The sequence below is a fragment of the Streptomyces sp. NPDC005799 genome, assembly GCF_040630525.1.
In the GTDB taxonomy this organism is placed as follows: Bacteria; Actinomycetota; Actinomycetes; order Streptomycetales; family Streptomycetaceae; genus Streptomyces; species Streptomyces griseorubiginosus_B.
On record NZ_JBEXXQ010000066.1, the window covers coordinates 1 to 12215 of the forward strand.

The following is a 12215-nucleotide window of genomic DNA, read 5'->3' on the forward strand; positions in this document are numbered from 1 at the left end:
GCCGGGGGCCGGGCCCGGCCCGGTTCCGCCCGCGGCGCGCCACGCCCGCGGGCACCGCTCGGCCCAAGCGGCGCGGACTGCTGTCGTACTGGCGGCAGTACCTGGCGATCTCGCCGTTCTACCTGATCTTCGCCGCGTTCTCCTTCTTCCCCGTCTTCTACTCGCTCTACCTGGCCTTCCAGCGCTGGGACGGCATGGGCACCATGCAGTTCGTGGGCCTGCAGCAGTTCCGGTTCCTGTGGGACGACCCGGTCTTCTGGCTCTCGATCCGCAACACCCTGGTGATCTGGGTGCTGTCCACCGTGCCGACGCTGCTGGGCGCCCTGGTGCTGGCGACGCTGCTGCACTCGGTGCGCCGCTTCAAGGGCTTCTACCGCATCGCGCTGTACGTGCCGAACGTGACCTCGATCGTCGCCGTGGCGATCTTCTTCGGCGCGGTGTTCAGCAACAACTTCGGTCTGGTCAACGCGATCCTGGGCACGGTCGGCATCTCGCCGATCCCCTGGCTGAGCAACCCATGGCTGATCAAGGTGGTCATCGCGCTGCTGATGACCTGGATGTGGACCGGCTACAACATGATCATCTACCTGGCCGGCCTCCAGGCGATCCCGACCTCGATCTACGAGGCGGCCAAGATGGACGGCGCGGGCCCCGTCCGCACCTTCTTCCAGATCACCGTCCCGATCATGCGGCCGATCATCCTGTTCACGGTCATCATCTCGACCATCAACGGCCTGCAGAGCTTCAGCGAACCGCAGGTCCTGTTCGCCAGCAACGCCGCCAACGCCAACCTCGGCGGCCCGGGCCAGGCGGGTCTGACCACGCTGCTGTACTTCTACCAGTCGGCCTTCCTCAACAACGACTACGGCTACGGCGCGGCCATCGTGTGGGCCTTCTTCCTGCTGATCATCGTCCTCGTCGTCGTCAACTGGCGCATCACCACACGAGGGAGGAAGGCATGACCGCGGTGGACGACACCACGCACCGCGCCCCGCGCGCGAGGCGGCTGCGCCGCCCCAAGGGCCTGACCGCCCACATCATCCTCATGCTCTCCGTCGTCATCTCGATCTTCCCGTTCCTGTGGACGATCGTCATGGCGACCAACACCACCCAGGACATCTACAAGAGCCCGCCGAAGCTGACCTTCGGCTCGCACCTGCTGGAGAACATCCGGCACGTGCTGCACACCATCGATTTCTTCGGGTCGATGTTCAACACGATCATCGTCGCGTGCGTGACCACCGTCCTGGTGCTGTTCGTCGACTCCCTGGCGGCCTTCACCTTCGCCAAGTTCGACTTCCCCGGACGCAAGGTGCTCTTCGCTCTGCTGCTGCTGTTCATGATGCTGCCGCTGCAGCTGGCGATCCTGCCCCAGTTCATCCTGATGTCCAAGATCGGCTGGGTCGGCATGCTCAAGGCGCTGATCCCGCCCGCGCTCGCCAACGCCTTCGGCATCTTCTGGCTGCGCCAGTACATCGAGAACGGCGTGCCCGACGAACTGCTCGACGCCGCCCGCATCGACGGCGCCGGGTTCTTCCGCCAGTACTGGAACATCGCGCTGCCGATGATCAGGCCCGCCCTGTCCTTCCTGGCCATCTACGCCTTCGTGGGTGCCTGGAACGACTACGTCTGGCCGCTGGTCGTGCTCACCAACCCCGCCCACGTGACGCTGCAGGTGGAGCTCGCCCAGCTCAACGTCGGCCACACCACCGACTACAGCATGGTCATGGCCGGAGTGCTGATGGCCGCGCTGCCGCTGGTCGTGGTGTTCGCCGTCTTCGCCCGCGGGTTCATCGCGGGCGCCACCGAGGGAGCCGTCCAGGGCACCTGAGCCGGTGCCGTGAGAAAGGGGGTGGGCGGTGACGTACGAGATCGGCGGACGCGGCCGGGTGCTCGTGGTGGGCATGGACGGTCTGCGGTACGACCTGCTGGCCCGTTCGCCGGAGGCGGCGCCCGTGCTGCACGCCCTGATGGCGACGGGCGCCCACGGCAGCAGCCTGCTGCCCTACGGCGAGGTGGACGGCCAGGCCCCGGACGGGCCGTCCACCAGCATGGCCTACACCGACTCCGGGCCCGGCTGGTCGAGCGTGCTGACCGGGGTGTGGCCCGACCGGCACGGCGTGCGCGGCAACGACTTCGCCGGCGCCGACTACGCCCGCTACCCCGACTTCCTGACCCGGGCCGTCACCACCCGGCGCCGGCTGCGCACCGCTGCCGTGGTGTCCTGGCCGGAGCTGATCCGGCGCGGCACCCTGGGCCCCGCCATCGGCCGCCGGGTCCGCTACGACGGCGAGTCGGACGGCTACGCCACCGCGGACCGCCTGGTCGCCCGGACCGCGGTGCGCTGGCTCACCCAGGACGACCCCGACGCCGTGTTCGTGTACTTCGGCGCCACCGACGAGGCCGCCCACGCCACGGGCCCGCACAGCCTCGCCTACGAGCAGGCCCTGCTCACCCAGGACATCCACCTCGGGTGGCTGCTGGCCGCCATCGAGACCAGGCGCGCCGACCCCGCCCGCGCACGGGAGCGCTGGACGGTCCTGGTCACCACGGACCACGGGCACCTCGACACCGGCGGGCACGGCGGCGACACCCGTGCCGAGCGCGAGGTCTTCGTCGTCCTCGCCGAGCCCGGCATGTCCGGCGGCACCCGGCTCGACACACCCCGCCTCGTCGACATCGCCCCCACCGTCCTGGACCGGCTCGGCGTCCCCGTCGACCCCGCCTGGGGCCTGCAGGGCCGGGTTCTGCACGGCCACGGCCACTCCTGCCACACCTCGAACTCCCCCCTCCCACCCCCGACTTCGGAACGGTCATGACCGACGCACCCCGCGGACCCCGCCCCGTCGACCCCCTCATCGCCCTGCGCCCCTGGGAGGCTCCCGAACTGACCTCCTGGGGGCGTCTGCCGATGAACGCCGTCGACCGGCGCTCCGGAGCCCTCTCCCTGGACGGCGACTGGCGTTTCCAGTTGCTGCCCGCTCCGGACGCGCCGGTCGGCGGTTCCTGGTCCTCGGCCCAGGTCCCCGGCGCCTGGACCGTGCAGGGCACGGACGACCTGCCGCAGTACACCAACGTCCGCATGCCGTTTCCCGACTTCCCGCCCGGTTCGCCCGACGCCAATCCGACGGGCGTGTACGAGCGTGCGGTGGACGTGCCCGGCGAGTGGGCCGGACGCCGGATCGTGCTCCAGGTCGGGGCCGCCGAGAGCGTGCTGCTGGTGCATGTGGACGGGCGGCCCGTCGGTGTCTCCAAGGACTCCCATCTGGCCGCCGAGTTCGACCTGAGCGAGGTCGTGCGTCCCGGTGAGCGGTCCGTGCTGCGGCTCACCGTGGTCAAGTGGTCGGACGCCTCGCACATCGAGGACCAGGACCAGTGGTGGCACGGGGGCGTGACCCGGTCGGTGCTGCTGTACGCCACCGACCCGCTGCATCTCGCCGACGTGACCGTGCGGGCCGCCCACGACGGTGAGCTGCGCATCGACTGCCGGGTGCGCGACGCGCGCGGAGCGCTGCCCGACGGCTGGTACGTCAGCGGTGAGCTGGAGGGCCGGGTGCTCACCCAGGACAGCGAGTTCGACCGCGTCAACATCGAGGACGACCGCGTCTCCGACTTCCTGGGCGAGGCCCGCATCCACACGGTAGTCCCGGACGCGCGCACCTGGAACGCCGAGACGCCCGAGCTGTACGACCTCACCGTCCGGCTGCACCGCCAGGACGGCACGGTCGCCGACAGCTCCCACCACCGCGTCGGCTTCCGCGACGTCGAGATCGCCGGCCGGGACCTGCTCGTCAACGGCGAGCGCGTCTTCGTCCGGGGAGTCAACCGGCACGACTTCCACCCGCTGACGGGCAGGACTCTCTCGCGGGAGGACATGCGCGCGGACCTCGTCCTGCTCAAGCAATTCGGCTTCAACGCGATCCGCACCTCCCACTACCCGAACGACCCCACGCTCTACGACCTCGCCGACGAGCTCGGCTTCTACGTCGTCGACGAGGCGGACATCGAGTCCCACGACCACGCCCACGAGATCGCCGACGACCCCCGCTATCTGAACGCCTTCGTGGACCGGGTCTCGCGCATGGTCCTGCGCGACAAGAACCACCCGTCGATCATCATCTGGTCGCTGGGCAACGAGTCCGACTACGGCGCGAACCACGACGCGGCGGCCGGCTGGCTGCGCCGTCACGACCCGACCCGGCCGGTCCAGTACGAGGGCGCGGCCAAACTCGACTGGGCGGCGACCGACGACGCCTCCGACATCGCCTGCCCCATGTACGCCCCGCTGGAGGACTGTGTCGCCCACGCTCTGTCCGGCCGGCAGACCAGGCCCCTCATCCAGTGCGAGTACTCCCACGCGATGGGCAACAGCAACGGCACGCTGGCGGACCATTGGGCGGCCATCGAGTCCACGCCGGGGCTTCAGGGCGGGTTCATCTGGGAGTTCTGGGACCACGGAATCCTGCAACGCGTGAACGACGGCCAACCCGCCGGGCGCGCGGGCGCCGGGCTGTACGACAACGGTGTCGCCGCGCCCGGCCACCGCTGGGCGTACGGCGGCGACTTCGGCGAGACCATCCACGACGGCGCGTTCATCGCGGACGGCGTGGTCTTCCCGGACCGCACCCCGAAGCCCTCCCTGTACGAGCACCGGGAGATCGCCGCCCCGGTGCGCATCGAGTGCTACAAGCACGAGGGCGTCGTCCTCGGCAACCACCAGCACTTCCGCGGCCTGGACTGGCTGACCGGCACCTGGGAGCTGTCCCTGGCGGACGGCCGTACCCTGACCGCGCCCGCCGAGCTGCCCGGGCTGCGGCCCGGCGAGACGGCGGCCGTGCCGCTGCCCTTCGAGGTGCCGCGGGACGGCGGCGAGGCCTGGCTGACGCTGCGGGTCACCGTGGCCGAGGACCAGCCGTGGGCGCCGGCGGGCACCGAGTTGTGCGTGCCGCAGGTCCGGCTGCGCGGGCCCGAGGCGCGTCAGGACACCGTCGTGGACCGGCCCGTCGAGGTCGACGACGAGGGCCTGCTGGTCCACCCCCTGCTGGCCTCCGCCCCCGCGCTGTCGCTGTGGCGGGCGCCCACCGACAACGACGAGCTGGGCGGCATGGCGCTGCGCTGGCGGACCTGGGGACTGGACTCGCTGGTGCGCAAGGTCGTGTCGGTACGGCGGGACGGCGGCCGGGTGAGCGTGGACGCCGAGTACGCCGGCACCGTCGGGGTGGTGCGGCACCGGCAGGTGTTCACGCCGGTCGAGGGTGGTGTCCGCGTGGACGAGGAGGCCGAGCTGCCCGCCGAGTTCGACGACGTCGCCCGGGTCGGGTCGGTGTTCGGGACCGCGCCGGGCCTGGATCTGCTGGACTGGTTCGGACAGGGCCCCTGGGAGTCGTACCCCGACCGGGCCTTCGGTGCGCCGGTCGGCCACCACTCCGCCCCCGTCGACGAGTTGTTCACCCCCTACCTGCGTCCCCAGGAGAGCGGCGGCCGGCACGGCGTACGGCACTTCACGCTGTCGGCGCCGGACGCGACCGGCCTCGCGGTGGTGCTGGACGAGCCGCGGCAGGTCTCCGTCACCCGGCATCGCGCCGAGGACCTGACGGCCGTCACCCACCACGACGAGCTGGTGCCGCGCTCCGGCTGCGTGGTGCACATCGACGCGGCGCACCGGGGGCTGGGCACGGCCTCGTGCGGCCCCGACACCTTCCCCGAGTACCGCGTCCCCGCGGGCGTCCACCGCTGGAGCTGGACCCTGCGCGTTCTGTAGAACTCCCCCCTTTCCTCGCCACCTTCTCTTCGCCAGCTTCTCTTCGCCACCTTTACGGAGCACACGTGTGTACTTCGCATGACCACAACCAGGGCGAGGCCGCGCAGGCCGGTGCCGGAAGACGCAGCTTCCTGCGGGCCACGGCGCTGCTCGGCGCCGCAGCCACGGCCGCCGCCACGACCGGGGTGGCGCTGCCGGCCGTGGCCGAGGCCGCCGAGAAGGGCGGCCGGCGGCCGGACACGGACAGCCGTCGCTTCACGCTCGCGGTGATGCCCGACACCCAGTACCTCTTCGACGGCCCGAGCATCAACCCGGCGCCCATCGAGGCGTCCCTGCGCTATCTGCTGGAGCACGCCGAGGACGACAACATCGTCTTCCTGTCCCACCTCGGCGACCTCACCCAGAACGGCGCGGAGGCCGAGTTCGCCGCGATCAGCCAGGCGTTCGGGATCCTCGACCGGCGGGGCGTCGGCTACAGCGTGCTGGCCGGCAACCACGACGTGCGGTCCTCCACGGACGACCAGCGCGGCGCGACGCCGTACCTGGACGCGTTCGGGCCGCAGCGTTTCAAGAGCAAGCCGACGTTCGGCGGCGCCTCCTCGGACGGCTACAACAGCTGTCACCTGTTCCGCGCGGCTGGTCGGGAGTGGCTGGTGCTCGCGCTGGACTGGCGCCTGTCGGCGAAGGGCTACGCCTGGGCGAAGGACGTCCTGGCCCGGCACCCGAAGACGCCGGTCATCCTGACCACGCACGAACTCGTCGTCGAGGACGACCAGTTGTCGGGCTACGGCCAGCAGCTGTGGGACCAGCTGATCGCCGACCACGACCAGATCTTCCTCACCCTCAACGGCCACTACTGGCCCGCGGGTCGCGCCACGCGCAAGAACGCGGCCGGCAACGAGGTGCATCTGCACCTGACGAACTACCAGAACCGCTACTTCGGCGGCGCGGCGATGATCCGCCTCTACCACTTCGACCTGGACCGGAACGTCATCGACGTGGAGACGGTCTCGCCGTGGATCCTCGGCCGGGCGGGGAAGGGCCTGAACGAGCTGGAGCGGCAGGAGATCGAGCTCAGCGGCGACACCGACCGCTTCTCGGTCGACATCGACTTCGCGGACCGCTTCTCCGGCTTCGACCCGGTACCGGCCCGTCCGGCACGGCCCGCGTCGAGGGTGCTGATCCCGGGGACGGTCGCCTACTGGCGGTTCGACGGGCCGGTCTCCGGGACCGTCCGTGACCTGTCCGGACGCGGCAACGACCTGGGCCTCGTCACGGTGGGCGGCGGCGCGCTCGGCTGGTCCGCCGACCACCACCCCGACCAGCCCGGCCATGGCAGCCTGGAGTTCCAGGGCTACAAGTCGCCACTGAAGGGCGCGTACCTGAAGACGGTCGACGGCGCCCCGCTGAACTCGGCCACGTTCAAGGACGGTTACACCATCGAGGCGTTCTACCGCCTCCCCGCCGACTGGGACCCGGACCACAACGCCTGGTCCGGAATCGTCAGCCGCACCGGCACCGGCGGCGCCGCCGGCAAGACCGGCGACGACCCCGACGAGCCGCTCGCCACCCTCTCCCTCTCCAACGACCGCGAGCCCCAGTGGGCCATGCGGCCGCTCAACCAGGAGGGCATCGCCACCAACTGGGGCCAGGAGACACCGCTGGAGACCTGGTGGCACCTCGCGGTCGTCAACGACGGCCGGCACACCACCCTCTACGTCGAGGGGTGCCCGGTCGTCCGCAACCCCAAGGCCGCCGCGATCGGCATCACCTCGGTCGGACTGCCCTGGCTGCTCGGCGGCTACGAGTACGCCGGCAAGATCGACCAGATCCTGCACGGCCGCCTCGGCGACGTGCGGATCGTCGCACGGGCGCTGCCCGTCACCTCCTTCATGACCCACTGACGCCCTCGACGAGGACTTTCGAAAAGATCATGACCGAGCAGCAGCTGCCCTCCTGGGCCGATCCCTCCGTCCCCCCCGCCCACCTCGACGCCCAGGGCGTCTCCAGGCGTCAACTCCTGCGCCGCGCGGGCCTGTTCGGCGCCGCCTTCGCCCTCGGCACGGCGGCCACCCCCGCGTTCGCCGCCCCGCGGCCCGGCTTCGGCGGCGAGGACCCGCGTCTGGCGTACCTCGTCGGCGACCACCATGTGCACTCCGTCTACAGCCACGACGCCAAGTACACGTTCTCCCAGCAGGCGCAGGCCGCCGCCCGGTACGGCCTGGACTGGATGGTGTTCAACGAGCACTCCAACTTCGGGCACGCCCACTACGGCGCCAGGATGGAGCACGCCGAGATCCTCAAGGCCCGCTCCGACAACCCGCGCCAGCTGATCTTCCAGGGTCTGGAGTGGTACATCCCGGCCGCCGAGCACTGCACGGTCTTCGCGGCGCCCGGCCCCCACGAGACCGACCTGCTCACACAGTTCGAGCTCGCCTACGACGGCAAGCTGCTCGGCTACACCGACGGCTCCGCCACGGGCACGGACACCGCCCGCAACGAGGCGCACGCCGTCGCGGCGATCAAGTGGCTTGCGGAGCAGCGCCGTTCGGGTTACGTCGACGACGTCCTGGTCCTCGCCAACCACCCGCTGCGGCTGGGCATCGACTCCCCGCACGAGATGCGCAACTGGCGGGACGCAGGGTGGGGTGGCGGGAACGAGTGGGCCCCCGAGATCATGATCGGCATGGAGGGCGCGCCCGGCGCCCAGGGCGCCGCCATCCCGTCCCTGCGCGGCGCCTCCTCCATCCGCGGCGAGTACGAGAACAAGCCGTCCGCGCAGTCCTGGGCGGGCTACCCGGCGGACGCCTATCTGACGTACGGCGGCTTCGACTGGGCCACCGCGACCGTCGGCGGCCTGTGGGACGCGATGCTCGCCGAGGGCCGCCTCTTCACGATCACCACCAACTCCGACAACCACCGAACGGTCTTCGACACCTGGAAGAACGGCGACTGGCCGGCCGGGCAGAACTTCGACAACACCGGCAGGCTGCCCGACCCGGTGAACACCGACACCCCGCAGCCGGGCAGCGACTTCTGGCCGGGCGAGTTCAGCCGCACCCACGTCGGCGTGACCCGCTACGGCTACCGCGCCGTGATGGCGGGCCTGCGCGCGGGCCGGGTCTGGCTGGACCACGGGCATCTGCTCGACGGACTGGACGTCCGGGTGAAGCGGGACTGCGACGCAGGCCGGGGCGTGACGCTGGGCGGCCGGCTGCGCGTCCGCAAGGGCGAGAGGATCACGCTGTACGTCACCGTCACGACCGCGTCCCGGGCCAACCCGCAGGGCATTCTCCCCGAGTTGGCGCACGTGGACGTGATCCGGGGCGCGGTGCGCGGACCGGTGACCGACCGGGACACCTGGAAGGCCCCGGACACCAGGGTCGTCCAGAGCAGGGACGTCTCGGGCCGCAAGGGGACGTACACCCTGCGGATCCCGCTCACCGCCGGGGACGAGTCCTTCTACGTCCGGCTGCGCGGCAGCGACGGCAACCGGCACGGCGCGGGCTACCTGGGCGCGTCCGTGGACCCGCACGGGCCGATTCCGCACGAGCCCGGAAACGGTGACCCGTGGGCGGACACCTGGTTCTACTCGAACCCGGTCTTCGTCGACGTGGCGGGTGGCTGAGCCGCACTGATCGATGACGTCGTACCGTGGGCCGCATGAACGGTGAGGAATCGTCCTTGCGGCCCCAGTCCCTGCTGCTCACCTTCCTGGGCGACCAGGTGCTGGGGCGGGACGTCTGCGTGTACTCGGGCAGCGTGATCGACGTGTTCGAGCGGGCCGGAGTGGGCGAGCAGGCGACGCGGTCGACGCTGACCCGGATGGTCAAGCGGGACCTGCTGCGGCGCCAGCGCGAGGGCCGCCGTATGTACTTCGGGCTCACCGAGCACTCCACGGCGGTCCTGCGCGACGGCGAGCGGCGCATCTGGCAGACGGGTGCCGTCAACCGGGACTGGGACGGCACCTGGACCCTGCTCGGTTTCTCGCTGCCGGAGTCCTGGCAGCGCCAGCGTCACGACCTGCGCTCCAAGCTCACCTGGAGCGGTTTCGGCCCGCTGTTCAGCGGCCTGTGGCTGGCGCCCGGCGAGGTCGACGTCTCGGAGCTGGTCTCCGAGCTGGGCCTGTCGGCCCATGTCAAGGTCTTCCGCGCGCACGCCGACGCCGGCACGGACATCGGCGCGATGATCGAGGAGACCTGGGACCTGTCCGAACTGGGCGCCGGTTACCAGGAGTTCGTGCGGCGCTGGCAGCCCTGGGAGACCGCGCCCGCGGCCCCCGAGGACGCCCTGGCCCGGCGGCTCGTCCTCCAGGCGGAGTGGCTGCGGATCATCCGCCGCGACCCCCGTCTGCCGGTGAAGCACCTGCCCGACGACTGGCCGGCGGAGCAGGCGGAGAAGACGTTCCGGGCGGTGTACGACCAGCTCACACCGCCCGCCCGGGACGCCGCCGAACGCCTCCTCGACCTGGTGCCGGTCCGCCCCGATCAGGCGTAGAAGCGGGACAGGCTCTGCAGGACGGCGGCCGGCTTGGTGCCGCCCTCGATCTCGATGGTGCCGTCGACGGTGATCTGCACCCCGCCCGGCACGTCCTCGACCTCCGCGAGCCGGCCGACCAGGCGGATACGCGAGCCGACCTTCACCGGCGAGGGGAAACGGACCTTGTTCAGGCCGTAGTTGACCTTCGTGGTGACGCCCTGGACGTCCAGCAGCTCGGTGAACAGGGGGATGAAGAGGGAGAGGGTGAGGTAGCCGTGGGCGATCGGGGCGCCGAAGGGGCCCTCGGCGGCCTTCTCGGGGTCCACGTGGATCCACTGGTGGTCGCCGGTGGCGTCGGCGAAGGTGTTGATCCGCTCCTGGGTGACCTCGATCCACTCACTGGTGCCGAGGTCGCTGCCCGCGAGCTTCTTCAGTTCGTCGATGCCGTTGACGGTGATGCTCATGGAGTTCCTTAACTGTTGCCGTACCGGTTGCGGACACGGGACTTGAGGAGTTTCCCGGAGGCGGTGCGCGGCAGTTCGTCCGCCAGCACCACCGACTTCGGGATCTTGTACTTGGCGAGGCGTCCGGCCAGCGAGGCCAGCACCTCGTCGGGGTCGACCGTGACGCCCTCGCGCGGGACGACGACCGCCCGCGGCACCTCGCCCCACTTCTCGTCGGGCACCCCGATGACCGCGCACTCGACGATGCCGGGGTGGGCCAGGAGCAGGTCCTCGATCTCGGCGGGGTAGATGTTCTCGCCCCCGGAGATGATCATGTCCTTGATGCGGTCGACGATGTGGACGTACCCGTCCTCGTCGACCCGGGCCGCGTCCCCGCTGCGGAACCAGCCGTCCGCGAAGGAGGCGGCCGTCTCCTCGGGCAGCCCCCAGTAGCCGGGCATGACGTGCGGTCCGCGGACCACGACCTCGCCGGTCTCTCCGACGTCGACCGGTGTGAGGTCCGGCCGGACGACCCGCACGTCGCTGAAGAAGTGCGGCACGCCCGCCGAGCCCGCCTTGCTGACGGCGTGCTCCGCGTCCAGGAACAGCGTGCCGGGGGACGCCTCCGTCATGCCGTAACCCTGCAGGAAGGTCAGCCCCCGCTCCTGGTACGCGGCGATCAGCGGTGTCGAGACCGGGGAGCCGCCGCAGGTCAGGATGCGCAGGGAGGACAGGTCCGCGGCGGGCCAGCGCGGGTGCCGGGCCACCTGCTCGAACATGGTCGGCACGCCGAACATGAAGGTGATCCGGTGCTCCTCGATCAGGTCGAAGGTGGCGTTCGGGTCGAAGGCCTCGACCAGGACACAGGTGCCGCCCTTCAGCAGCACCGGCAGCGTCAGCATGTTCAGGCCGGCCGTGTGGAACAACGGCGCGGAGACCAGGGCGCGTTCGTCGGCGATCAGGTCGGTGTCGACCAGGACGTTGACGGCGTTCCAGGTCAGGTTGGCGTGGGTGAGCATGGCGCCCTTGGGGCGGCCGGTCGTCCCCGAGGTGTACATGATGATGCAGGTGTCGTCGGGGGCGACGGGCTCGTCGACCGGTTCGGCCGGGGCGCCGGCCAGCGCCTCCTCGTACTCCGCACCCACCTCGACGTAGGCCCGTACGTCGGTGTCGCCCGGCAGCCCGGCGACCAGCCCCGCGTGCGAGGGGCCGTAGACGAGCGCCTTCGCTCCGGAGTCGGCGAGCTGGAAGGCGATCTCCGGGCCCGCGAGGCGGGTGTTGAGCGGCACGAACACCGCGCCCAGCGTGCCCGCCGCGAACAGGGTCTCCAGGTAGGAGGGGTGGTTCGGGCCTAGGTAGGCGATGCGGTCGCCGCGCCGGATGCCGCGCGAGCGCAGGGCATGGGCGAGGCGGGTGGTGCGGTCGTACAGCTGCGCGTACGTCAGCGAGGTGCCGCCGTGGATCAGGGCGGTGCGGTGCGGGGTCTTGCGGGCCCGGCGGGCGGGCCACGATCCCAGTCCCTCGTTGCGCAT

9 protein-coding genes are annotated in these 12215 nt (G+C 71.0%); 7 read left to right on the forward strand and 2 right to left on the reverse strand.

Translation table 11 applies throughout. The features are described from left to right. Positions 1 to 77: 77 nt before the first annotated feature. From ABZ453_RS42740 to ABZ453_RS42770, 7 genes are all read left to right on the forward strand, one after another. Positions 78 to 962 carry a sugar ABC transporter permease gene (locus ABZ453_RS42740; protein WP_359024192.1) on the forward strand — a complete coding sequence of 295 codons (885 nt, stop codon included), beginning with the start codon at positions 78 to 80 and terminating at the stop codon, positions 960 to 962. Continuing rightward, the gene (locus tag ABZ453_RS42745) at positions 959 to 1831 is read left to right on the forward strand and encodes a carbohydrate ABC transporter permease (RefSeq protein WP_359024121.1); all 873 of its coding nucleotides are present in this window, start codon (positions 959 to 961) and stop codon (positions 1829 to 1831) included. The genes ABZ453_RS42740 and ABZ453_RS42745 overlap by 4 nt, the downstream gene beginning before the upstream one ends. 28 nt (positions 1832 to 1859) lie before the next feature. Then, on the forward strand, positions 1860 to 2819 hold the full coding sequence (locus ABZ453_RS42750) for an alkaline phosphatase family protein (RefSeq protein ID WP_359024123.1): 960 nt from the start codon (positions 1860 to 1862) through the stop codon (positions 2817 to 2819). Then, positions 2816 to 5761, forward strand: a complete 2946-nt coding sequence (locus tag ABZ453_RS42755) for a glycoside hydrolase family 2 TIM barrel-domain containing protein (protein ID WP_359024125.1) — start codon at positions 2816 to 2818, stop codon at positions 5759 to 5761. Before ABZ453_RS42750 ends, ABZ453_RS42755 begins: the two co-directional genes overlap by 4 nt. Before the next feature lie 65 nt (positions 5762 to 5826). Beyond that, the gene (locus ABZ453_RS42760; protein WP_359024127.1) at positions 5827 to 7665 is read left to right on the forward strand and encodes a LamG-like jellyroll fold domain-containing protein; all 1839 of its coding nucleotides are present in this window, start codon (positions 5827 to 5829) and stop codon (positions 7663 to 7665) included. Positions 7666 to 7694: 29 nt separating this feature from the next. After that, entirely contained in the window at positions 7695 to 9389 is a 1695-nt protein-coding gene (locus tag ABZ453_RS42765) for a histidinol-phosphatase (RefSeq protein WP_359024128.1), read from the forward strand. A gap of 35 nt (positions 9390 to 9424) precedes the next feature. Next, positions 9425 to 10258, forward strand: coding sequence for a PaaX family transcriptional regulator C-terminal domain-containing protein (locus ABZ453_RS42770; RefSeq protein ID WP_359024130.1), 834 nt, complete (start codon positions 9425 to 9427; stop codon positions 10256 to 10258). On the opposite strand, the gene ABZ453_RS42775 is transcribed toward ABZ453_RS42770, so the two are convergent. Together ABZ453_RS42775 and ABZ453_RS42780 are read right to left on the reverse strand one after the other, a co-directional pair. Beyond that, on the reverse strand, positions 10249 to 10704 hold the full coding sequence (locus ABZ453_RS42775; RefSeq protein ID WP_359024132.1) for a MaoC family dehydratase: 456 nt from the start codon (positions 10702 to 10704) through the stop codon (positions 10249 to 10251). The genes ABZ453_RS42770 and ABZ453_RS42775 overlap by 10 nt on opposite strands. An 8-nt stretch (positions 10705 to 10712) precedes the next feature. Beyond that, the gene (locus ABZ453_RS42780; protein ID WP_359024134.1) at positions 10713 to 12215 is read right to left on the reverse strand and encodes a long-chain fatty acid--CoA ligase; all 1503 of its coding nucleotides are present in this window, start codon (positions 12213 to 12215) and stop codon (positions 10713 to 10715) included.

Coding starts and splice junctions, on each gene's coding strand:
- ABZ453_RS42745 (WP_359024121.1), top strand. CDS start 959: ATGACCGCGGTGGACGACACCACGCACCGCGCCCCGCGCGCGAGGCGG.
- ABZ453_RS42755 (WP_359024125.1), top strand. CDS start 2,816: ATGACCGACGCACCCCGCGGACCCCGCCCCGTCGACCCCCTCATCGCC.
- ABZ453_RS42765 (WP_359024128.1), top strand. CDS start 7,695: ATGACCGAGCAGCAGCTGCCCTCCTGGGCCGATCCCTCCGTCCCCCCC.
- ABZ453_RS42770 (WP_359024130.1), top strand. CDS start 9,425: ATGAACGGTGAGGAATCGTCCTTGCGGCCCCAGTCCCTGCTGCTCACC.
- ABZ453_RS42775 (WP_359024132.1), bottom strand. CDS start 10,704: ATGAGCATCACCGTCAACGGCATCGACGAACTGAAGAAGCTCGCGGGC.
- ABZ453_RS42780 (WP_359024134.1), bottom strand. CDS start 12,215: ATGCGCAACGAGGGACTGGGATCGTGGCCCGCCCGCCGGGCCCGCAAG.